Genomic DNA, 22,609 nt, shown 5'->3' with positions numbered 1-22,609 from the left:
GGCCGGCGGGGGCGCTAGCTCCCGCCGGTCCTGCTGCCCGCCGGGACCGCCTCCTCCTCGTGTTCGCCCTCCGCGTCGATGTGCGGCAGGATCCGGTCCAGCCACCGCGGCATCCACCACGCCGCAGGCCCGAGAAGTGTCATCACCGCCGGGACCAGGAGCAGCCGCACCACCGTCGCGTCGATCAGCACACTCACCGCGAGGCCCAGACCCAGCATCTTCACCACGATGTTGTCGCTGATGAGGAAGGCGGCGAAGACGCTGACCATGATCAGCGCGGCGCAGGTGATGACCCGCGCGGTGATCTCCAGCGCGTGCGCGACGCTGGCCTTCGAGTCGCCCGTGCGCAGCCACGCCTCACGGACGCGGGAGAGCAGGAAGATCTCGTAGTCCATGCTCAGACCGAAGACGATCGCGAACATCATCATCGGCACATAGCTCTCGATCGGCACGTCCCCCGACACTCCCAGCGACGGGCCTCCCCAGCCCCACTGGAAGACGGCGACCACGACTCCGTACGAGGCTGCAATGGAAAGGACGTTGAGCACGGCCGCCTTGACCGCGACCAGCACTCCGCGGAAGACGATCAGGATGATGATGAAGGCGAGGCCGACCACGACCAGGATGATCAGGGGCAGCCGCTCGGAGACGATGTCGAGGAAGTCGACCTGCGCGGCCGTCGTGCCCGTGACATAGCCCTTCGCGGCGGTGCCCGATACGGCGTCCGGCAGGGTGGTGTCCACCAGCCGGTTCACCAGCTGCGTGGTGTCCTCGTCCTGCGGCGCCTGCTTCGAGTACGCGGTCGCGACCAGGACATCGCCGTCCTGGGTCGGCTTCAGGGGAGTGATCACGGCGGCCCCGGGCACATTGGTGAGCGCCTTCTGGGCCTGCGAGGAGAGCGCCGCCCGGTCGGCCGACGGCACCGAGGTCTGGTCGATGACGACGGTCAACGGGCCATTGGATCCGGGCCCGAACGCGCTGGACATCAGATCGAAGGCACGCCGGTCCGTGAAGGACTTCGGGTCCGCGCCGTCCCCGATATGGCCGAGCTGAATGGAGAAGAGTGGAATGGCGAGCACGGCCAGGACCACCACCCCGCCGGTCAGGAACCACCACGGGCGGCGCTCGACGCGCATCGCGTACCGGTGCCAGGTTCCGTGCGCCTCGGCGCCGGGCGCCGCGTCCGTCTCCGCGATCGGCTTTCGCACGTGGTACTTGTCGATGTGCCTGCCGACCAGCCCCAGCATCGCGGGCACCAGCGTGAGCGCGCCAATGACCGCCGTGACCACGGTGACGGCGGCGGCCACTCCGAGTTTGCCGATGAAACTGATCCCGGAGACCCAGAGGCCGCACAGGGCGATGATGACCGTGCAGCCGGAGACGAGCACCGCCCGGCCGCTGGTGGCCACCGCCCGGCCGGCCCCGCTCACCGGGTCGGCGCGGTCGATGAGGTTCTGCCGGTGCCGCGTGATCAGGAACAGCGCGTAGTCGATGCCCACGCCGAGGCCGATCATGGTGGCCAGCGTCGGCGAGACCGTGGCGAAGGTCCAGGCGGCGGCGATCAGCCCGAGGACGGCGAGCCCGCAGATCACGCTGATCAGCGCGGTCACCAGCGGCAGTCCGGCCGCGATCACACTGCCGAAGCCGATCAGCAGCACCACGATCGCCACCGCGAAACCGATCAGCTCACTGACCCGGTCGTCGGCCTCGGGACGGGCAAGCTCACCCAGTGCACCGCCGTACTCCACATCCACTCCGGCGGACCGCAGCGGCTGGACGGCCGTGTCCACCCCGTCGAGATACGAGTCCTCGAGGAGGGAGGGCTGCTTGTCGAAGGTGATGGTGATGTACGCGGTCTTGCCGTCCGAGGAGAGCGGACCGACGTCCTGTCCGGACGGCTGCGCCGGTGGAGTCGTTCCCGGGGGAGGCAGCGGATTCTGCACCGAGATCACGTCCGGCAGCTTCTGCAGATTCGCGACCACCGTGGACACCTGCGAGCTGAGGTCGGTGAGCGGCTTGGCGGTGTCGTTCAGCACGATCTGGCTGCTGTAGCCGCCCGCGGACGGCTCGTGCTCCTTCAGTACGTCAAGCCCCTCGGTCGACTGCACGTCGGACAGCGAGAAGTTGTCGGAGTACTCGCCGCCATATGTGCGATGCAGCACCTGAAGACCGGCGAGGGCGACCAGCCAGATGACAATGACGATCACGCAGTGGTGGGCACACCATTCACCGAGCCTGCGCAGCAGCCCTTTGCGGGGCATTGGTTCGGACGCACGGGAGGCCTGCGGGGGTGGCTCGACCATCGACATGCGTCTCTCCCGACAGCAACTGGAATCGGACATTCAGCATTAAAAGCCCGGGCGGTCGGAACGGCATGTGCAAAACGACGAAGTCCCGCCCGGTCGTGATGACCGGACGGGACTTCGTCAGTTGTTGTGGACCTGTGGGGATTTGAACCCCAGACCCCCTCGATGCGAACGAGGTGCGCTACCAGACTGCGCCACAGGCCCTTGCAACGAGTGAAACTCTAGCATCCCCCTCGGGGTGCTTGGAAATCCGTTCCCGCGCTGGAAACGCGCCGGTCACAGGCTCACTCGTTGGCGGCGCGGGGCCGGTCCTCGTCCGCGTACTGGTCGAACAGGGGGGTGCGGCCGCGCTCCCGCGAACGCCGGGGCTGCGGTGCACGCCGACCGGGCGACGGCTCGGCCGCCTCCGCCGGCGCCGCCGACGTCGGCTCGGCCGTCGAGGAGCGGGCCGCGCTCCAGGTCTCCGGGTCGCTGACATCGACGCCGCTCGTGGCCCGCGGGGCCACCGGTGCGGTGACATACGTCGGCAGGGGGACCGGGACCGGCTCCCAGCTGTCGCCGCGGGCCGGACCGCGCTCGCGCTGCTGGTCGACCCACTCCGCGTGGTCCGTCTGCTCGACGAGCGCACGCCGGCCCGCCTCCTGCGGGGAGAGCGCGGCGGCGGACTCGGGCTCGGGGCCGGCGTCGGGCTCCTCGTCCGGCTCGGCGGCGGACACAGCCGCGGCCTGGTGCCGGCGCGGACGGTTCTCGCGCAGCCGCTGCGCCGCGGCCTCGGCCCGGCGCCGGTCCATGGTGAACACGAAGCGGCGCCGCTCCTGGTTGCGCAGATGCACGATGTATGCGCTCAGGAGGACGGCCGGGGCTGCCGGGGCCCACAGGAAGCCGAGCCCGCCGATCGCCGCGACGATCGCGCCGAGCGTGAAAGCGAGGAAGAGGACGACGGTCGTCCGTCTGCGGCGCGCCAGAACCCTGGTGCGGCGGGCGCGCTCGGCCGCGGAACCGTTCGGGCGCGGACGCCGCGGGGCGGGGGCCGGGACCTTGGCCGCCTGCTCGGGCGCCTGGCGGGACGCCGGGACGTCCATCCGGGCTTCGGTACGGGCCGGGGGCGCGGCGAAGGCCCGGACGTCCACGGAACTCAAACGGTCCGTGGGGGCATCCGGGTCCACGTCGGGAACGGCCTGCTCCGCGTCGCGCTCCCGCAGCTCCTTGGCGTATCGGCGCTCCATCGCACCGCGTCCGGACAGCAGCCGGATGGCGGTGGAGAAGCGTTCCGTCGGACGGGCTTCATTGAGCTCGTCCTGCCTGCGGAGCCACATCGGCACCAAGTAGGCGGCCCAGGCCCCGACGATGACTGCGTAGATGAGGCCGCTGCTGCTCACGCATCACACCGTAGAGGGGTTTACGCAAGGGCATCCGCCAATTGGCCCGGTGTGTCGCACGATCTGGCTGATATCACGGACTTTTTTTGCGATTGTTCAGATCACATCATGGTCGGCAGCGATCAATTTCGAACGTTTATTTTATTTCCCGTGGCCTTCCGGGCCGTGCCTGGTGCCAGCGGCGGAGCAGTCCTTCGGGAACCTCGTCGGCCGTCAGCGCGAACACCAGATGGTCCCGCCACGCACCGTCGATGTGGAGATAGCGCGGGCGCAGCCCCTCTTCGCGGAATCCGAGTTTCTCCACCACCCGCCGGCTGGGGCCGTTCTCGGGGCGAATGCAGACTTCGATGCGGTGCAGTCCCACCGAACGGAAACAGTGGTCGACGGCGAGCGCCACAGCGGTCGGCATCACCCCGCGGCCGGCCACGTCCCGGTCCACCCAGTAGCCGACATGGCCCGAGCACATGGAGCCCCAGGTCATCCCGGCGACCGTCAACTGGCCCACCAGTTGGCCCTGGTACTCGATGACGAAGGGCAGCATCCGCCCCGCGTTGGCCTCGGTGCGCAGATGACGGACCATCTGCCGGTAGGTGGGGCGCTGGGCGTGCGGGGCGCCGGGGGCGGGCGGCGGAATCGTCGCTTCCCAGGGCCTGAGCCAGTCGCGATTGCGCCGGTTGACCTCGCGCCAGCTCCGCTGGTCACGCAGCTTTATGGGACGGAGGACCACATCGCCGTCCGCCAGGATCACCGGCCAGGAGAGAGCGTTCAGCTTGAGCTCCCGGCAGGTCTGGGGTGGTCCCCGCCGCGGATCTGGTCGACGGCGTGGATCAGCAGCGGCTCCAGTACGGCCATACCGTCACGCACCCCGCCGGTGGACCCCGGCAGGTTGACGATCAGGGTGTGGCTGGCGACCCCGGCGAGCCCGCGGGACAGCGCCGCGGTGGGCACCTTCTCGCGTCCGTACGCGCGGATCGCCTCGGGGATACCGGGGATCTCGTGGTCGATGACGCGGCGGGTGACCTCAGGGGTCTGGTCGGTCGGCGAGATTCCGGTGCCGCCGGTGGTGAGGATGACGTCGTACGCGGCGGCCACCCCCTCCCGCAGGGCCTGCTCGACCGGGTCACCGTCGGGGACGACCCGGGGGCCGTCGACCGTGAAGCCCAGGTTCGTCAGCCCCTCGGCGAGGACCGGGCCGCCCTTGTCCTCGTACACTCCGGCCGCGGCGCGGTTGGATGCGGTGACGACCAGGGCCCGCCGGACCGCCCCCGCCCCCGCTTCCGGGCCGTGGCTGTGGCTGTAGACCTCTCCGGCGCGCGGGCTCATGGCCGGCTCCAGTCGCCGGACTTGCCGCCCGTCTTCTCCTCGACCCGGACATCGGTGATCACCGCGCCCTTGTCGACGGCCTTGACCATGTCGACGACGGTCAGCGCGGCGACCGAGACCGCCGTCAGCGCCTCCATCTCGACACCCGTACGGTCGGTCGTCTTCACCGTGGCGGTGATCTCCACCGCGTCGTCGGCGACGGACAGATCCAGCTTGACGCCGGAGACGGCCAGTGGATGGCAGAGCGGGATCAGATCGGGGGTGCGCTTGGCGCCCATGATGCCCGCGATACGGGCCGTGGCCAGGGCATCTCCCTTGGGGACGCCCTCACCCCGCAGCAGCTCCACCACCTGCGGTGAGACCAGAACCCGGCCACTGGCGCGGGCGGTGCGCGCGGTGACGTCCTTTCCGGAGACGTCGACCATACGGGCCGCCCCCGCCTCGTCGATGTGCGTCAGCCTGCCTTGCGTACTCATCTGCTGCGGCGCTCCCGGTCAGGGCCCTGCGGGGCCTGTGTGGGCAGACACGGTACCGCCACCGTAAGCAGGTCAGCCGATGAGGACCACTTCCACATCCGCGCCGGGCTCCACCGAAGTGTCCGCTTCCGGAACGACGATCAGGCAGTCGGCATGGGCGAGGGCCGCGATCAGATGGGAGCCGGAACCGCCGACCGGCGAGACCGTGCCCGACTCGGCGTCGTACCTGCCCCGCAGGAACTGCCGCTTGCGGTCGGGCGAGGTGAGCGCCTTGTCGGCCTTCAGTACGGCACGCACCTTCGGGCGCTGCACGTCTTTCAGACCCATCAGCGCCCGGATCGCGGGCCGTACGAACAGCTCGAAGGAGACATACGAGGAGACGGGATTGCCCGGCAGCGCAAGCAGCGGGGTGTGCTCGGGACCGATCGAACCGAAGCCCTGCGGCTTGCCGGGCTGCATGGCGAGCTTGCGGAAGTCGACGCCGCTGCCCGGCACGTCCTCGTCGCCCACAGAGGAGAGTGCTTCCTTCACCACGTCGTACGCACCGACGCTCACGCCGCCCGTGGTGACCAGCAGATCGGCGCGGATGAGCTGGTCCTCGATGGTGGCGCGCAGCGTCTCCGCGTCGTCGGTGACCGCGCCGACCCGGTAGGAGAGGGCGCCCGCGTCGCGAGCGGCGGCGCACAGGGCGAAGCTGTTCGAGTCGTAGATCTGGCCCTCGCCCAACTTCTCACCCGGCTGGACCAGTTCGCTGCCGGTGGAGAGCACGACCACGCGCGGGCGGGGCCGTACGCGCACGGTGCCGCGGCCGATAGCGGCGAGCAGGCCGATCTGCGGCGGCCCCAGAACGGTGCCCGCCTCCAGGGCAAGATCACCCGCCTGGACGTCGCTGCCGCGCGAGCGGACATGGGCACCGGCCTCGGCCGGACGGTGAACGCGCACCTCACCGCTCCCGCCCTCGGGGGCCTCGCCCGCCGGGCGCATCGCGGTGGCCGCTCCCCCGCCCGAACCGCCGTCGGTCCACTCGACCGGGACGACCGTCTCGGCGCCGGGCGGCAGCGGGGCGCCGGTCATGATCCGGGCGGCCTCGCCGGGCCCGACGGTGGGCAGCGGGCCGCCGCCGGCCGCCACATCGCCGATCACCGTGAGGACCGCGGGGAACTCCTCGCTCGCGCCCGCGACATCGGCGGTGCGGACCGCGTAGCCGTCCATGGAGCTGTTGTCGAAGGGCGGCAGCGCGACGGGCACGGTGACGTCCTCCACCAGGACACAGCCCTGGGCGTCCGGCAGCTGCAGCTCGATCGGGTCGAGCGGCCGGATCGCGCCGAGGATGTCCTCCAGGTGGTCGTCCACCGACCAGATCGTGCTGCTCACGGTGCTACATCTCCTCGGTCACATAACTGCGAAGCCAGGTCCGGAACTCCGGGCCCAGGTCTTCACGTTCGCACGCGAGTCGGACAATCGCCCGCAGATAGTCGCCGCGATCGCCGGTGTCGTAGCGGCGGCCCTTGAAGATCACGCCGTGCACCGGGCCGCCGACTTTCTCGTCCTCGACGAGCTTCTCCAGGGCGTCGGTGAGCTGGATCTCGTTGCCGCGGCCCGGCTCGGTCTCCCGGAGTATGCCGAAGACGGCGGGGTCGAGGACATAGCGGCCGATGATGGCGAGATTGCTCGGCGCCTCGGACGTGGCGGGCTTCTCGACCAGCTCGGTGACCTTGACGACATCACCCTCGGCGGTGGGCTCGACGGCCGCGCAGCCGTACATGTGGATCATCGCGGGGTCGACCTCCATCAGCGCGATGACGCTGCCGCCCTCACGCTCCTGGATCTCGACCATGCGGGCGAGCAGCGGATCGCGCGGGTCGATCAGGTCGTCGCCGAGGAGGACCGCGAAGGGCTGGTCGCCGACGTGCGGTTCGGCGCACAGGACGGCGTGGCCGAGGCCGCGCGGATCGCCCTGGCGGACATAGTGCATGGTGGCGAGGTCGCTCGACTCCTGGACCTTGGCGAGCCGGCCGGCGTCGCCCTTGCTCTTGAGCGCCTCCTCCAGCTCGTAATTACGGTCGAAGTGGTCCTCGAGCGGGCGCTTGTTGCGGCCCGTGATCATGAGCACGTCGGAGAGGCCGGCCGAGACCGCCTCCTCGACGACGTACTGGATCGCGGGCTTGTCGACGACAGGCAGCATCTCTTTGGGAGTGGCTTTCGTGGCAGGCAGGAACCGGGTGCCGAGGCCTGCGGCTGGGATGACAGCCTTGCTGATCCTGGGGTGCGACTGAGTCATGAGGATCACCCTATCCGGTGACTATGGGCTGAAGATGAGCCTCCGGTTAACTTCCTTCTCATAAAGGCGTATACGAGAGGTTTGTGAAGTACCGATGAGCGGTGACATGTCCGGAAAGAGTGCGGTACGGCGTGAACTCCTGGACACCCGGGGCCTTCTGTCCAGTGAGGACGTCGAGCGGGCCGCCGCGGTTCTCGCGCGACTGGCCCTGGATCTCCCGGAATTGACCGAAGCACACACCGTCGCCGCATATGTCTCCGTCGGGCGTGAGCCCGGCACACGCACGCTGCTCGACGCGCTGCGCGCGCGGGGCGTACGCGTCCTGCTCCCGGTCCTCAGGGCGGACAACGATCTGGACTGGGGAGTGTACGAGGGCGCGGACCACCTGGTGCGCGCGGGGCGCGGACTGCTGGAGCCGGACGGGGAGCGGCTCGGCGTGGACGCCGTGCTCGACGCGAACGCCGTGCTCCTTCCCGGGCTCGCGGTGGACGCACGCGGTATGCGGCTCGGCCGCGGCGGCGGCTCGTACGACCGGGTCCTCGCCCGTCTCTCGGCGGCCGGCGCCGACCCAGCGCTGGTGGTTTTGCTGTACGCGAACGAGGTGGTCGCACGGGTCCCGGAGGAGCCGCACGACCACCCCGTGCACGCGGTGGTCACACCCGAGGCCGTCGTCCGCTTCAAGGACCGGGACGTCAAGCGCCCCGGCCGGTGAGCGTCAGGGAGTGAGCTTGAGGGTGTCGACGGTCCTGGCCTGGACCGCCTGCTCGCCGTAGGCCCAGTCGAGGAGCTCGCCGTCGGCCCACTTGTCGGTCTGGTCGGTGTAGTGCGCGCTGTACGCGTGCCCTGACGCGCCGGTCAGATTGATCCAGCGGGACTTGTCCCAGTCGCCGACGTTGACGACCATCCGCATCGAGGGCGCCCAGATCACGCTGTAGTCGCCCGCCGCGTTCCAGCCGGTGGCGTTGACCGCCGCCTCGCCGCCGCCCAGGTTCCACGGGCCGCGGTTGAGCACGAACTGCAGGAAGCCGGGACCCTCGGTGCCGAGCGTCTGGTTCTTCAGCGTCAGCTGGTGCAGCCTGCCCCAGCTCCAGCTGGTGGCGTCCTTGCCGAGCTTGGCCGTCAGCTCCCAGCGGGCGTCCTCCATGGCCCGGGCCAGCAGCTGGTCACGGGTGACGGTGGCGGCGTCCGTACGGCTGGCCGGGGAGTGCCACCACTCGTTCTTCTCGTCCTTGAGGATCCTGCGTACGACCTCGAACCAGCGGTCGCCGCCGTCCGGCTGCGCCGAATCGGTGTCGCGCTGGCCGCACTCGCGCACCCGCTTGGTGAGCTCGTCGTCCGGGGCCGTGCTGTCGGCGGGGCGGACATTGAGGCACTCGTCCTCGACCCGCAGCTCCTTGGGCAGCTTGTTGCCGAAGGCGAGCTTGAGGACATTGCGCCAGACCACGTTGAAGTACGCGGCGGCACCGGAGTCCGGCTCCTGGGTGTAACGCCAGCCCTCCAGCAGCTTCTGCGCCTCACGGACGTACGGGTCCGAGATGTCGATCTTCAGCAGATACGGGGTCAGCAGCTTGGCGATCTCGCTGCTGTTGTCCATCTGCATGGTGCGCATGTCTTCGGTCGAGATCTTCCCGCCGCCCTGGATCTTCAACTCGATGAGGTCGTTGATCCGCCGGCTGCGGGTGCCGTAGCCGTAGTCCTTGGTGATCAGATACGGATACTTCTTGGCGTCGGTCACAGCCTGGTTGGCCGTGACGATGTAGCCACGCTTGGGGTTCAGTTCATACGGCAGCTCGTCGAAGGGGATGTAGCCCTTCCACTTGTACTTGGGGTTCCAGCCCGGGGCGGGCGTCGTGCCGTCACCCTCCGCGCGGATCGGGATCGTGCCGGGCGCCTGGTAGCCGATATTGCCCTTGGCGTCGGCGTAGACCAGGTTCTGCGAGGGGACCTCGAAGTTCTTGGCCGCCGCGCGGAAGGTGGCGAAGTCCTTGGCGCGGTCGAGCGCGAAGACGGCGTCCATGGACCTGCCGGCCTGCAGGGCGGTCCACTGCAGCGCCACCCCGTAGCCGGCACCGCGGTCCGGGGCAGTGGAGACGGGGGCCTTCTGGCCGACCTTCTCCAGCTCGTCGCTGCGGTCGGAGACCAGCGGGCCGTGCTCGGTGGAGCGGACCGTGATCTTCCTGTCGGAGCCGCCCGCGACCTTGATGACCTCCTCGCGGGTGGTCAGCCGCCTCTTCTCGGTGCCCACCTGGTAGCTGTCGCCGGTGAGCTTCTCCAGGTACAGGTCGGTGACGTCCGCGCCGAGATTGGTGAAGCCCCAGGCGATGTCCTGGTTGTGACCGATGATCACGCCCGGCATGCCGGAGAAGGTGTAGCCGGCGACGTCGTACTGGCAGGAGGCCGAGACGCTTCGGCAGTGCAGGCCCATCTGGTACCAGAGGGAGGGCAGCTGCGGCGCGAGGTGCGGGTCGTTGGCCAGCATCGGCTTGTTGGTCGTCGTGTACCGGCCGGAGACGACCCAGGAGTTGGAGCCGATGCCGTTGCCGCTGGGACCCAGCAGGGCGGGGATCGTGTCCAGGGTCTCGGAGAGTGCGGCCAGCTGGGAGTTGAGGCCCTGCGCGGCGCCCTGCGCACTGTTGCCGCCACGGTTGCTGCCGCCGTTGCCGGAAATGTCCGACTGCTTGGCATTCGGGTCGAACTTGCCGGTGGCGGGATTGACCCCGCCCCTGTCGACGATCGGCTTGTTCCTGTCGTACGGATAGGCCGGATACAGATCCTTGATCTGCTTCTGGCTCAGCCTGCTGGTCAGCAGCGAGCGGTCGATCTCCTCCTGCATGTTGCCGCGCAGGTCCCAGGCCATCGCCTTGAGCCAGGCCACCGAGTCGACGGGCGTCCACTTCTCGGGCTTGTAGTCGTTCTCGAACTCGAGCGCGGCGTACTCGACGGAAAGGTCCCTGCCCTCGCGACCCTTGAGATAGGCGTTGACGCCGTCCGCGTACGCCTGGAGGTACTTCTTGGTGGCCGGCGAGAGCTTGGTGTCGTACTCCTGCTGCGCCACCCGGCGCCAGCCGAGCGTACGCAGAAAGGAATCGGTCTCGACCTGACCGGAACCGAACATCTCGGAGAGCCGGCCGGCCGTCATATGACGGCGTACGTCCATCTCCCAGAAGCGGTCCTGCGCCTGGACGAACCCCTGGGCGCGGAACAGGTCTTCGTCGCTGTCCGCATAGATCTGCGGGATTCCGTAGCCGTCGCGCTTGACCTCGACCTGGCCCTTGAGGCCTTCGAGTTTGATGGTTCCGGTGGTCTGCGGGAACGAGGCGCGCACCGTACTGATGCTCCACCACGTGCCGTATCCGACACCCGCGACAAGCGCCAGCACCAGGACGATCACGAGCAGGCGGGCGCGTCGCCCCTTCTTCTTCTTGGGGGAAGAGGCGGTTGTGTTGGCGGGCATCGCTGTCCTTCGAGGCGCAGGCTGGTCCTGGAGTGCTGGAGCAACCATAGGCGCAGCGTCCGACGGGCCCGGACGCGGTATCCGAAAGGCAGCACCCGGCTCCCGAACAAACGATCTCCCGAGTAAAGGAAACGTTAAAGATTAGGTAAGGTAACGAAGTGTCGCCGGCCGGTGGAACGATCCGGCATGTACGCGCGAGGGGAAGGATCGGCCACTGACTGTCCACCAGCTCAACGAACTCCTGCTCATCTGCTCGCTGGTCCTGCTCATCGCCGTGGCGGCGGTCCGCATCTCCTCCCGCAGCGGGCTCCCCAGCCTGCTCCTGTATCTCGGGATCGGGATCGCCATCGGGCAGGACGGCATCTTCGACGTCAAGTTCGACGACGCCCGACTGACGCAGGTGATCGGCTATGCCGCGCTTGTGGTGATCCTGGCCGAGGGTGGCCTGGGCACCAAGTGGAAGGAGATCAAACCCGCGTTGCCCGCGGCGGTCGTGCTGTCGACCGTCGGCGTCGCGGTGAGCGTGGGCGTCACTGCCGCGGGAGCGCACTATCTGGTCGGGCTCGAGTGGCGGCAGGCGCTGATCATCGGTGCGGTCGTGTCATCGACGGATGCCGCGGCGGTCTTCTCCGTACTGCGCAGGGTGCCGCTGCCGTCCCGGGTGACCGGTGTGCTGGAGGCCGAGTCGGGCTTCAACGACGCCCCTGTGGTGATCCTGGTGGTGGCCTTCTCCACGGCCGGACCGATCGACGACTGGTACGTCCTGGTCGGCAAGATCGCGCTGGAGCTGGCGATCGGCGCGGGCATCGGACTCGCGGTGGGCTGGCTGGGCGCCTTCGGGCTGCGGCATGTGGCGCTGCCCGCATCGGGTCTCTACCCGATCGCCGTGATGGCGATCGCGGTGGTGGCGTACGCCGCCGGCGCCATGGCGCACGGCAGTGGCTTCCTCGCCGTCTATCTCGCCGCCGTGGTGCTCGGGAACTCCCGGCTGCCGCACGCGCCCGCGAACCGCGGCTTCGCCGAGGGCCTGGGCTGGATCGCCCAGATCGGCATGTTCGTCCTGCTCGGACTGCTGGTGACCCCGCACGAGCTGACCGAGGACTTCTGGACCGCGGTGGTCGTGGGCCTCGTGCTGACCATGGTCGCGCGGCCGCTGGAGGTCTTCGTCAGCCTGCTGCCCTTCCGTATTCCATGGCGCGAGCAGGTGCTGATGTCCTGGGCGGGGCTGCGCGGAGCCGTGCCGATTATTCTCGCGACCATCCCGACGGTGGCCGGCATCGAGGGCAGCGACCGGATCTTCAACATCGTCTTCGTCCTGGTCGTCGTGTACACCCTGGTCCAGGGACCGACCCTGCCGTGGCTGGCGCAGGCGCTGGGCCTCGGCCGCTCCGACGACGCCTCCGACCTGGGCATCGAGTCCGCGCCCCTGGAGCGGCTGCGCGGGCATCTGCTGTCGGTGGCGATCCCGGAGGAGTCGCGCATGCACGGCGTGGAGGTCGCGGAGCTGCGGCTGCCCGCCGGGGCGGCGGTCACCCTGGTCGTACGTGACGGGAAGAGCTTCGTACCGCTGCCGTCCACCGTGCTGCGGCGGGGCGACGAGCTGCTGGTGGTGGCGACCGATCCGGTACGGGACGCGGCCGAGCGGCGGCTGCGGGCGGTCGGACAGGGCGGAAAGCTGGCCGACTGGCTGGGGACGGGTGGAAACACCGAGGGAAGACCCGGTTAATCACAGGCGGACCTTCGAGAATGTGAGCCATTTCCCAGGGACGATCCCGAGATCCCCTGTACGATGAAGGCACACTGATCGACCAACTCTGCCTGACGCAGAGCTGGCGCGACCGTATGGCGGCCGCGGAGCCCTCTCAGCGGCCCCGGTATCTACCGCAGTTCAGCGCAAGAGGACAGCTCTCGGCGGCTCGGGTGCGTCTCGTACCACAAGTACGACGCGTACTTCAGGAGCGCTACCAGGCGGCAGAAAGGCACGGACCGTGGCATCCACGGTCAAGAACCGTCCTGGATACGGGCAGCTTCTGCGCACCCCCGGCGCCTGGACATTCCTGCTCCCCGGCTTTCTGGCACGCCAGCCCTTCGCGATGCTGACCATCGGCATCGTCCTGCTGGTGCAGCACACCACCGGCTCGTACGCCAGCGCCGGCGTGGTGGCCGCCGTCACCGGCGTCTCCATGGCACTGTTCGCACCGCAGAGCGGCAAGCTCGCGGACCGCTTCGGGCAGCGGGCGGTCCTGGTGCCCGGCGTCCTGCTGCACACCGCGTCCGTCTCCGCGCTCATCGCGCTCGCGCTGTCGGGCGCTCCCCTGTGGGCCCTGTTCGCGGCAGCTGTTCCGACGGGTGCCTCCGTCCCCCAGATCGGCCCGATGGTGCGGGCCCGCTGGGCCGCCAAGCTGGAGGGCTCGCCGCTGATGACGACCGCGGCCGCCTTCGAGTCCGTGACGGACGAGTTCACCTTCGTCGTCGGACCGGTGCTGGCGACCGCGCTCAGCACGGGTGTTCACCCGGCCGGCGGACTGATCGCGGAGGCGGTGCTGACGCTCGCCGGCGGTCTGTTCTTCGCGGCCCAGAGCCGTACGCAGCCCCAGCCGAGCCGTGCCGCGGGGCACGCGCGCGTGGAGCATGCGTCCGCCCTGTCCATCCCCGGCGTACGCGTCCTGGCCGTGGCCTTCCTCGGCATCGGCTCCGTCTTCGGCGGAATGCAGGTCGCGCTGACCGCCTTCTCCGAGGAGATCGGCAACCCCGGGGCCAACGGTCTGCTCTACGGGATCTTCGCGGCCGGCAACATGCTCGCGGGCATCGCCTGCGGCGCGATCGCCTGGAAGAGCGGGCCGCGGCGCCGGATGGTGCTCGGTTACGCCGGGCTGACGCTGGCCGCATCCGCGCTGTGGGCCGTGCACTCCGTGGCACTGCTGGCCGGGCTCGGGCTGCTGGTCGGCCTCTGCATCGCTCCGGCCCTGATCGGCGGCTACACCCTGGTCGAGTCGCTGGTGCCCGCATCGGCCCGTACCGAGGCCTTCACCTGGCTGACGGGCGCCGTCGCGCTCGGTCAGGCGGCGGCCGTGACGGTGACCGGACGGCTGGCCGACGAGCACGGTGCGAGCGCCGCGTTCGTGGTCCCGCTGGTGGGCACCGCACTGGCTCTGATCACCCTCCTGGCCCTTCGCTCGCGGCTCTCGCCGAGGGCCCCCGGGCGGATCGCCGCGCGTGGGATGGGTCACCGAGTGCCGGTGACGGTGGACTGATCCAGCGGAATACGTCACTATGGACCGTCGTTAGCACTCATTGAGTGAGAGTGCCAGGAGGAAGACACAGTGCCGACCTACCAGTACCAGTGCACCGAATGCGGCGAGGGCCTCGAGGCGGTGCAGAAGTTCACCGATGATGCCCTGACCGTATGCCCCAACTGCGAGGGACGCCTGAAGAAGGTGTTCTCGGCAGTCGGCATTGTCTTCAAGGGATCCGGCTTCTACCGCAACGACAGCCGCGGCTCGTCGTCGAGCAGCTCGCCCGCGTCGTCGGGCGCGTCGACGCCTTCCTCGGGTGCGAAGTCGTCCGACTCGAAGTCGGCGGCTTCCACGTCGGCGAACGGCTCCGGCTCGTCCTCGGGCTCCGCATCCTCCTCGTCGAGCACCAGCGGCAGCTCCGCCGCCTGACGCCCGCTTTCCCAGGACCCTGCCGTTGTGTACGGCGGGGTCCTCGGCGTGTGCGGCCGCTTCCACGGGCAGCCTCCCCCCGCGTTTTCGCGTACGGATAATGTGGCGGCCATGGCGACCAACGCGAGCGAACTCTCCGGCACCCCTTCCGCTGAGATCGGTGTCATTGGCGGCTCGGGGTTCTACTCCTTCCTGGAGGACGTGACGGAGGTCCAGGTGGACACTCCGTACGGCAGCCCGAGCGACTCCTTGTTCTTCAGCGAGATCGCGGGGCGGAAGGTCGTCTTCCTGCCCCGGCACGGACGCGGCCACCATCTGCCGCCGAACCGCATCAACTACCGCGCCAACCTGTGGGCGCTGCGCTCGGTCGGCGTACGACAGGTGCTCGGGCCGTGCGCGGTCGGCGGGCTGCGGCCGGAGTACGGGCCGGGGACGCTGCTCGTACCGGACCAGTTCGTGGACCGTACGCAGGCGCGCGTGCAGACCTTCTACGACGGCTATCCGCTGCCGGACGGGTCCATGCCCAATGTGGTGCATGTGTCGACGGCCGACCCGTACTGTCCCGAGGGGCGCAAGGCCGCGCTGGCCGCGGCGCGCGGGCAGGACTGGGAGCCGGTGGACGGCGGGGCGCTGGTGGTGGTCGAGGGGCCGCGCTTCTCCACCCGGGCCGAATCACTGTGGTACCGGTCGATGGGCTGGTCGGTGGTCGGCATGACCGGGCACCCGGAGGCAGTGCTCGCCCGTGAACTGGCGCTCTGCTACACGTCGATGACCCTGGTGACGGACCTGGACGCGGGGGCCGAGTCGGGCGAGGGCGTCTCCCACGGGGAGGTGCTGAAGGTCTTCGCCGCCAATGTGGAGCGGCTGCGGACGGTGCTGTTCGACGCGGTGGCGGGGCTGCCGGTGGACGGGGAGCGGAACTGTCTGTGCATGCGGGCGCTGGACGGCCTCGATCCGGGGATACAACTGCCGTAGACCCACGCGCGGGTGAGGGAGTTGTCCACAGCGCCGGGGTTGTCCACAGGCGTCTGCGGGATTCGGGCGGACGGTGGATCGTGAGGAGCGATCGGTCCAACTCCCTTCTCACTGCAGGCGGTGTGTGTCATGTCGTTCCTTCCTCCCGCGTCTGTTCCTCCGTCGTCCCTTCCCTCGTCGCCCCTTTCCCCGTCGTCCCGTCCCTCGTCTTCGGGTCGCTCCCCGTCTTCGGGTCTCCCGACTTCCCCGGCTCCGGAGCCTGTCGGTGTGCCGCCCTTCGCGCCGCTGCGGGTGCGCGGTGGGGCCCACAGGCTGCGGCGGGCGATGCGGCGGCGACGGCGTGCGCTGGCGGCCGGGCTGGCCATGACTGCAGCGGCACTCGCCGCTTCGGGCGCGCGTGGTGCGGACGCTCCGGGGCCGGACAAGCCGGACAGTCCGGGGGCCGGTGCGCCGGCGGCCGCCCATCGCGAACCACGGCCCGCCGCCGAGATGGTGTCGGCTCCGGTGCGTATCGCCGATGCCGCGACCGTGCGGCTGCTGCGCCCGGGAGACAGGGTCGATGTGATCGCCGCCGCCAACTCCCCTGCGGGTGAAGCATCTGAGGCGCGCGTGGTGGCATCGGGGGCCCGGGTGACCGAAGTTCCCCGCACCTCGGAGGCTGTCGGGGACGGCGGCGCGCTGGTGGTACTGACCGTTCCGCGCGCCACCGCGGCTGCGCTTGCGGGCGCGAGCACGACATCGAGGCTGGCGGTGACGGTGTGCTGAGCTGTTGGACAGCGCAGGCACGTGGTGCCGTAAGTTGCGGAACGTTTGGTTCCATGACCTGCACGTGCGAAGAGAGGCTCAGCGGTGAGCGAGAAGAAGGTCAGCGTCCTGGAGGGCTTCAAAGCCTTCCTGATGCGCGGCAATGTGATCGACCTGGCCGTCGCCGTCGTCATCGGCGCGGCGTTCACCCAGATCGTGAACTCCGTGGTGAAGGGCGTGATCAACCCGGTGGTCGGTGCGTTCGGCACGCGGGAACTGGATGCCTACAGCTCCTGCCTGAAGGGCACCTGCAAGGTGGTGAACGGCGAGGTGGACGGCATCAAGATCCTGTGGGGCTCGGTGCTCAGCGCCACGCTGACCTTCGTGATCACAGCAGCCGTCGTCTACTTCCTGATGGTGCTGCCCATGTCGAAGTACCTGGCCAGGCGGGCGGCCCGGGACGCGGCCAAGGAAGGCGCGAAGGAAGTGGTCGAGCTGACCGAGCTCGAGGTCCTGAAGGAGATCCGGGACGCCGTGGTGGCCCAGCGGGGTTCAGGGCACGACCAGCGGTAGCGAGAGCTCAGATGTGGTGGGGCGGCTTCTCGTCGAGGAAGCGCGCCAGATCGGCCGCACTGTCACCGCCCGCGAGAGGCCGCTCGCCCCACCCCCGGTCCGTATCGTCCGAGGATTGCTGGTCCAGCGGATCGTCGAAGATCAGTTGCGGTCGTGGGGACTGCTGCCGCGGCTGCTCCGCATCACGCGGTCCGGGGGCGGGGGCGGTGCTCATACGTCCAGGGTACGGCGGCGGGCGGGGCCCGTCAGCGCCGGCGAGGCGATCCGGCCCCGCCCGGGCGTCCCGCCGGTCCCGCCCGAGAGTGGGCGAAGCCTCCCGGCGGTCCCGCCCGGCCCGTCCCGGCTCTTCGCGCGTCTCCGGGGTCCCTCGCTCACCCTCTGCTGTGCTTGGCGCATGACTCACACGCCCGGCGCCGACCGGCCACCGACGTCGTCGAATCCCTCGAGGCCCCTGCGGCCGCTCGTCGCCCGGCGGCGTGACGAGGAGCACCGGGCCGCCACGCCTCTCGAGTTGTTCTTCGACCTCTGTTTCGTCGTCGCGATCGCCCAGGCCGGTGTGCAGCTGGTGCATGCCCTCGCCGAGGACCACGTGGGGGACGGCGTTCTCAACTACGCGATGGTGTTCTTCGCCGTCTGGTGGGCGTGGATGAACTTCACCTGGTTCTCGTCGGCGTACGACAACGACGACGTCCTCTACCGCGTGGTCACCCTCGTCCAGATCGCCGGAGTCCTGATCCTCGCCGCCGGAGTCTCGCGCGCGTTCGAGGACCATGACTTCCTGGTCGTCTGGCTGGGCTACATCGTGATGCGCATCGCGCTGACCTCGCAGTGGCTGAGGGCCGCGCGGTCCGCTTCAGGCGCCGAGCGGACCATGGCCCTGCGGTATGCGGGCGGCGTGATCCTCTGCCAGATCGGCTGGAGCGCCCTGCTGTTCGCGCCCGAGTCGGCCCGGGGCTGGATCTTCCTGGTGATGGCGATCGCCGAGATGTGCGTGCCTGCGTACGCGGAGCAGGACTTCCACACCAACTGGCACCCGCACCACATCGCCGAGCGCTACGGCCTGTTCACTATCATCGTGCTCGGCGAGACGATCGCCGCGGCCACCGTCGCGGTGAAGTCCGGCGTCGACGAGAACGAGGCGCTGGGCGATCTGCTGCCGATCGCCGGGGGCGGACTCCTCATCGTCTTCGCCGCCTGGTGGATCTACTTCGTCGTTCCGGCCCATGACCGTCTCACTTCCAGCAAGGAGGGATTCCTGTGGGGTTACGGCCACTACGGGATCTTCGCGTCGGCCGCGGCGATCGGCGCGGGCATCGAGGTGTCGGTCGAGCAGGCCGTGGGCACGGCGCACATCTCGATCACCGCCGCGTCGGCTGCCGTCACCGTCCCGTCCGCCGTGTTCATGCTGCTGGTGTGGGCTCTGCACGCGCGTTACTTCAAGGAGGGCGCCGCCCAGCAGCTGATCCTTCCCGTCACCGCTGCGGCGATCCTGGCCTGTACGTTCGCGGGCGACTGGGCGGTCCTGGCCGCCGGTTTGGTCGCAGCGGCAGCGGTCGCGGTCGGCGTCACGCTCACCGCCCGGACGGCGGCCGCGGCGTGAGGGACGCCACGCGCGGGACCGTCCCGCCCCCGGGCGCTGCGCCAAGTCCCGTGGTACGCATGGTCCTCATGGCAGCACATGACACACCGACAGACGGCCCGGCGGACGGGCCGGCGAACGGCCCGGCGGGTGGGCTGACGGACGTGGCCGGGCTCCGCGTCGGCCACGCGCACGTGCCCGGCGAGCGCGCGCTCAGCGGCACCACCGTCGTCCTCGCCCCCGCGGGCGGGGCGATCGCGGCCGTGGATGTACGGGGCGGCGGCCCCGGCACCCGCGAGACCGACGCCCTAGACCCGCGCAATCTCGTCCAGCGCGTCGAAGCGGTCGTCCTGACCGGCGGCAGCGCGTACGGCCTCGAATCCGCTGCCGGTGTGATGGCGTGGCTGGAGGAGCAGGGCCGCGGCGTCCGCGTCGGCCCCGACCCCTCGCAGGTGGTGCCGGTCGTCCCGGCGGCCTGCGTGTTCGACCTGGGCCGGGGCGGCGACTGGCGGGCCAGACCGGACGCCACGACGGGACGGGCCGCTGTCGAGGCTGCAGCCCGCATGGACGAGGGCGCGCCGGTCGAGGAGGGTGGCGTCGGCGCGGGCATGGGTGCCGTGGTCGGGCAGTTCAAGGGCGGGGTCGGCACGGCGAGCGCGGTGCTGGACTCCGGGATCACCATTGCCGCACTGGTCGTGGCCAACGCCGCCGGCTCGGCGGTGGATCCGCTGACGGGTGCGCTGTACGGGTCGTACTTCGCGGGCCGCGTCGCTTATCCCTCCCCCGATGTGCATGCGGCGGCCCAGCTCCGCCTCACCGAGGCACGCGAGAAGAACGCCCCTCCCCCGCTCAACACCACCCTCGCCGTGGTCGCCACCGACGCCGTTCTCACCCGCGCGCAGGCGCAGAAGCTCGCGGGCACGGCGCACGACGGCATCGCGCGCGCCGTCCGCCCGGTCCATCTCCTCAACGACGGGGACACGGTCTTCGCCCTCGCGACCGGCGCCGTGGCGCTCGACGAGGCCAGTCCGCTCGCCCTCAACGAGGTCCTGGCGGCGGGCGCGGACGTGGTGACCCGGGCGATTGTCCGGGCGATCCTCTCGGCACGGGGTGTCGAGGGTCCGGGCGGGGTCTTCCCTTCGTACCGGGACCTGTACGACATCGACTGACGTACGGGACAACCCAGTTGCCCACAAGCGCGGGAACTTCGGCCAGTTCCCCTTCGTTTTCCTGAACCCCGGACGCGTTGTCAGACCCAGGGGCTACGTTTAGCAACCACCAAGTGACTTGCGGCGACGGCCTGGAGACCCATCTTGAACGATCCGTACGAGACTACCGAGACGCACCTCGAGCGACTCCTGGGGCGGGCGCTCAACTCGTTCGACCTGCCCGACTCGACGGTCGAACGGCTCGATTCGGCGCTGGCCCATGCCAGTTCGCTGCACTCCTCGCACCACAGCGCCGCGCTGCACCGCGCGACATACCGGCACGCCTATCTCCTCAGAGACGGCCATTCCCTCGTCCTGTGGGAGCTGGTGCACAACACCGGACGCGACGGCTCCGAGCAGCATGAGCTGTACACCGAGGAGTCGGAGGCCCGTCTCGCCGCCTCGCGCCTGCCCGCCGGTTTCCCGGGTTTCGCCGGGCATGGGTGCGGCGAGGACGCGGGGCTCGGCGTGGATCTGGACGCGGACTGGGAGCTCCTGTCCAGCCTGATGACGCCGCCCGCGACCCCGCTCCCGAGGATGTACGTCCCGGAGGACTCCGCGGACCACGCGCGCCGCGTGCTGCGCCGCGCGGAGAACGCCGACCGGCCGGGCGAGGAGACCGCGAGCCTGCTGCGGGCCGCGTTCGCCCACCACATCACGCAGGTCTTCGGCCGCCAGTGCCAGGTGGCGGGCAAGGACGCGGGCTTCACGCTCTACGAGCACGCGTTCCTGCTCCTCGACGGCACCGAAACGAGCCTGTGGGAGGTGGAGCACACGGCGACGCCGGACGGCCGCCACATGTGCGAGGTCTACGACACGGAGCGCACCGCGCGCGACGCGATGGAGCTGCGCGCGCGAGTGCGCTGACCGCGCCGCGGTCCGGCGCCGGGTTCAGCCCCGTACGACGTCCGTCCCCGCGGGCCTCTACAGATACGGCGCGGAACACCAGCGAGGCCCGGCCCGGGACGCATCCACGCGTCCCGGGCCGGGCCCGTAATCCGAGTATTCCGAGTACCCGAGCCGCTCGACCGCCTCAGTGAGCGAGCGCGGGCTCCGCCTCCCGCTCGTCCGGAAGCTCCGACTCGGCTCCCTCCACATGCTGCTTCGGCCGCGCCGGCAGCGCGAACATCACCACGAAGATCACGGCCAGCACCGCCACGACCCACCAGAGAGAGTTCTGGAACGCGTCCCCGAACGCCTTCCCCACCGCACTCGGCGCCATCCGGTCGTCGATCGACCCGAAGAAGACGACCGACACCAGACCGAGCCCGAGCGCATTGCCCATCTGCATCGTCGTGTTGATCAGCCCGGACGCCGAGCCCGAGTGCTCGCGCGGTACGTCCGAGAGGACCGCGTCCGTCAGGGGCGCCACGATCAGCCCCATCCCGGCGCCCATGACCGCCAGGGGCAGCACCATCTGCCAGGAGTGGATCGCCGTGCCGTACCGCCCGGCCTCCCAGATGTAGAGGACCAGACCCGTGGCCATCGTCAGCGCGCCCGCCTGGAGGACCTTGCGGCCGAAGCGCGGCACCAGCTTCTGGACGGACAGCCCCGCCGCCGTGGACACGGCGATGGAGAACGGCACCCCGGTCAGCCCGGCCCGCAGCGGCGACCAGCCGAGACCTATCTGCATGTACAGCGTCCAGACCAGGAAGAAGATCCCGCAGGCGATGCCGAACGTGAGCTGCACGGCGATGCCCGCGGCAAAGCTCTTCACCTTGAACAGCGACAGCTCGACCAGCGGCGAACCGTCCTTGCGGGTCTTCCTCTTCTCGTACGCCACGAAGACGGCGAAGACGAGCAGGCTGCCGGCCATGCACAGATGACCCCACAGCGGCCAGCCCAGCTCACGGCCGCGCGTCAGCGGATAGATCAGCATCAGCAGTCCGGTTGTGGCCAGCGCGACGCCGACCAGGTCGAGCCGGAGGGCCTTCGGTGCGCGGGACTCGATGATGTACTTGCGGCCCAGGATGACGCCCGCGATACCGACAGGCAGGTTGATCAGGAAGATCGGCCGCCATTCGAGGCCGAAGAGGTTCCACTGGGTCAGCAGCGCGCCGAGCAGCGGCCCGGACACCGCGCCGAGTCCGATGACCGCGCCGAACATCCCGAAGACCTTGCCGCGTTCGTGCGCCGGGAAGGTGACATGGATGATCGCCAGCACCTGAGGCACCATCATCGCGGCCGTCGCGCCCTGGAGCAGACGGGAGGCGACCAGCATGTTCTCGTCCGCCGCGAAGCCGCAGAGCGCGGAGGCGAGCGTGAAGCCGGTGATGCCGATCAGGAAGAGCCTCTTGCGGCCGTAGATGTCTCCGAGTCGTCCGCCCGTGATCAGACCGGCGGCGAAGGCGAGCGCGTATCCGGCGGTGATCCACTGGATCGCGCCGAACGACGCGCCCAGGTCCCGCTCCATGCTCGGGATCGCGATATTGACGATGGTGACGTCGACCAGATCCATGAAGGCCGCGGTCATGACGATGGCGAGAGCGATCCAGCGACGACGGTCTGAAGCCGTATCCGGTACGGCGGGCTGTGAACTCATAGAGCGATCCAGCGACGACGGTCTGAAGCCGTATCCGGTACGGCGGGCTGTGAACTCATAGGAAGAAAGTAGAGTAGATATAGGTCAGAGCATGTCCTAGATGA

Annotated in this window: 20 protein-coding genes and 1 tRNA gene; 10 read left to right on the top strand and 11 right to left on the bottom strand. The window is 69.7% G+C overall.

Translation table 11 applies throughout. The annotated features are described in order from the left end of the window. Positions 1–14 precede the first annotated feature (14 nt). The 8 genes from OHA61_RS22705 to galU all read right to left on the bottom strand — a co-directional run bounded on the left by OHA61_RS22705 (position 15) and on the right by galU (position 7,765). A complete protein-coding gene (locus OHA61_RS22705; protein ID WP_406304580.1) occupies positions 15–2,309 on the bottom strand; it encodes an MMPL family transporter in 2,295 nt (764 codons plus the stop codon). A gap of 127 nt (positions 2,310–2,436) precedes the next feature. Continuing rightward, positions 2,437–2,510: transfer RNA gene (locus tag OHA61_RS22700), tRNA-Ala, on the bottom strand. Between the two features lie 80 nt (positions 2,511–2,590). After that, positions 2,591–3,685, bottom strand: coding sequence for a gephyrin-like molybdotransferase receptor GlpR (gene glpR, locus OHA61_RS22695; protein ID WP_406304579.1), 1,095 nt, complete (start codon positions 3,683–3,685; stop codon positions 2,591–2,593). A gap of 136 nt (positions 3,686–3,821) precedes the next feature. Continuing rightward, complete coding sequence (locus OHA61_RS22690) at positions 3,822–4,433, bottom strand: GNAT family N-acetyltransferase (protein ID WP_406304578.1); 612 nt, start codon at positions 4,431–4,433, stop codon at positions 3,822–3,824. A 17-nt stretch (positions 4,434–4,450) separates the two neighbouring features. After that, positions 4,451–5,008, bottom strand: coding sequence for a molybdenum cofactor biosynthesis protein B (locus OHA61_RS22685; protein WP_406304577.1), 558 nt, complete (start codon positions 5,006–5,008; stop codon positions 4,451–4,453). After that, on the bottom strand, positions 5,005–5,484 hold the full coding sequence (moaC, locus tag OHA61_RS22680) for a cyclic pyranopterin monophosphate synthase MoaC (RefSeq protein WP_361903048.1): 480 nt from the start codon (positions 5,482–5,484) through the stop codon (positions 5,005–5,007). Before moaC ends, OHA61_RS22685 begins: the two co-directional genes overlap by 4 nt. 72 nt (positions 5,485–5,556) lie before the next feature. Continuing rightward, on the bottom strand, positions 5,557–6,858 hold the full coding sequence (glp, locus tag OHA61_RS22675) for a gephyrin-like molybdotransferase Glp (protein ID WP_406304576.1): 1,302 nt from the start codon (positions 6,856–6,858) through the stop codon (positions 5,557–5,559). Positions 6,859–6,862: 4 nt separating this feature from the next. Beyond that, complete coding sequence (gene galU / locus OHA61_RS22670; protein WP_324978379.1) at positions 6,863–7,765, bottom strand: UTP--glucose-1-phosphate uridylyltransferase GalU; 903 nt, start codon at positions 7,763–7,765, stop codon at positions 6,863–6,865. Between the two features lie 94 nt (positions 7,766–7,859). Between galU and OHA61_RS22665 the strand changes: the two genes are divergently transcribed. Further along, entirely contained in the window at positions 7,860–8,477 is a 618-nt protein-coding gene (locus tag OHA61_RS22665; protein WP_406304575.1) for a 5-formyltetrahydrofolate cyclo-ligase, read from the top strand. Between the two features lie 3 nt (positions 8,478–8,480). Here the strand turns inward: OHA61_RS22665 and OHA61_RS22660 are convergent, their stop codons facing one another. Next, complete coding sequence (locus OHA61_RS22660; protein ID WP_406304574.1) at positions 8,481–11,219, bottom strand: penicillin acylase family protein; 2,739 nt, start codon at positions 11,217–11,219, stop codon at positions 8,481–8,483. Positions 11,220–11,433: 214 nt separating this feature from the next. Between OHA61_RS22660 and OHA61_RS22655 the strand changes: the two genes are divergently transcribed. From OHA61_RS22655 to OHA61_RS22630, 6 genes are all read left to right on the top strand, one after another. Continuing rightward, the gene (locus OHA61_RS22655; RefSeq protein WP_406307424.1) at positions 11,434–12,945 is read left to right on the top strand and encodes a potassium/proton antiporter; all 1,512 of its coding nucleotides are present in this window, start codon (positions 11,434–11,436) and stop codon (positions 12,943–12,945) included. Positions 12,946–13,207: 262 nt separating this feature from the next. Next, the gene (locus tag OHA61_RS22650; RefSeq protein ID WP_406304573.1) at positions 13,208–14,473 is read left to right on the top strand and encodes an MFS transporter; all 1,266 of its coding nucleotides are present in this window, start codon (positions 13,208–13,210) and stop codon (positions 14,471–14,473) included. A 69-nt stretch (positions 14,474–14,542) separates the two neighbouring features. Then, the gene (locus OHA61_RS22645; protein WP_406304572.1) at positions 14,543–14,884 is read left to right on the top strand and encodes an FmdB family zinc ribbon protein; all 342 of its coding nucleotides are present in this window, start codon (positions 14,543–14,545) and stop codon (positions 14,882–14,884) included. A gap of 111 nt (positions 14,885–14,995) precedes the next feature. Then, a complete protein-coding gene (locus OHA61_RS22640; RefSeq protein ID WP_406304571.1) occupies positions 14,996–15,859 on the top strand; it encodes an S-methyl-5'-thioadenosine phosphorylase in 864 nt (287 codons plus the stop codon). A 267-nt stretch (positions 15,860–16,126) separates the two neighbouring features. Then, positions 16,127–16,624: an RcpC/CpaB family pilus assembly protein gene (locus tag OHA61_RS22635; protein WP_406304570.1), complete on the top strand. Its 498-nt coding sequence runs from the start codon at positions 16,127–16,129 to the stop codon at positions 16,622–16,624. Positions 16,625–16,708: 84 nt separating this feature from the next. Then, positions 16,709–17,176: an MscL family protein gene (locus OHA61_RS22630; protein WP_389371786.1), complete on the top strand. Its 468-nt coding sequence runs from the start codon at positions 16,709–16,711 to the stop codon at positions 17,174–17,176. Between the two features lie 7 nt (positions 17,177–17,183). On the opposite strand, the gene OHA61_RS22625 is transcribed toward OHA61_RS22630, so the two are convergent. Further along, positions 17,184–17,390 carry a hypothetical protein gene (locus OHA61_RS22625; protein WP_361903074.1) on the bottom strand — a complete coding sequence of 69 codons (207 nt, stop codon included), beginning with the start codon at positions 17,388–17,390 and terminating at the stop codon, positions 17,184–17,186. Between the two features lie 180 nt (positions 17,391–17,570). On the opposite strand from OHA61_RS22625, the gene OHA61_RS22620 reads away from it, so the two are divergent. The 3 genes from OHA61_RS22620 to OHA61_RS22610 all read left to right on the top strand — a co-directional run bounded on the left by OHA61_RS22620 (position 17,571) and on the right by OHA61_RS22610 (position 20,830). Beyond that, positions 17,571–18,776: a low temperature requirement protein A gene (locus OHA61_RS22620; RefSeq protein ID WP_406304569.1), complete on the top strand. Its 1,206-nt coding sequence runs from the start codon at positions 17,571–17,573 to the stop codon at positions 18,774–18,776. 68 nt (positions 18,777–18,844) lie between these two features. Continuing rightward, on the top strand, positions 18,845–19,924 hold the full coding sequence (locus OHA61_RS22615) for a P1 family peptidase (RefSeq protein ID WP_406304568.1): 1,080 nt from the start codon (positions 18,845–18,847) through the stop codon (positions 19,922–19,924). Between the two features lie 144 nt (positions 19,925–20,068). Beyond that, positions 20,069–20,830 carry a DUF6227 family protein gene (locus OHA61_RS22610; protein ID WP_406304567.1) on the top strand — a complete coding sequence of 254 codons (762 nt, stop codon included), beginning with the start codon at positions 20,069–20,071 and terminating at the stop codon, positions 20,828–20,830. Between the two features lie 166 nt (positions 20,831–20,996). Here the strand turns inward: OHA61_RS22610 and OHA61_RS22605 are convergent, their stop codons facing one another. Further along, the gene (locus tag OHA61_RS22605) at positions 20,997–22,505 is read right to left on the bottom strand and encodes an MFS transporter (protein ID WP_406304566.1); all 1,509 of its coding nucleotides are present in this window, start codon (positions 22,503–22,505) and stop codon (positions 20,997–20,999) included. Between the last annotated feature and the right edge of the window lie 104 nt (positions 22,506–22,609).

Source organism: Streptomyces sp. NBC_00885, assembly GCF_045207475.1.
Lineage (GTDB): Bacteria > Actinomycetota > Actinomycetes > Streptomycetales > Streptomycetaceae > Streptomyces.
This window is presented reverse-complemented; position numbering and strand designations above follow the sequence as displayed.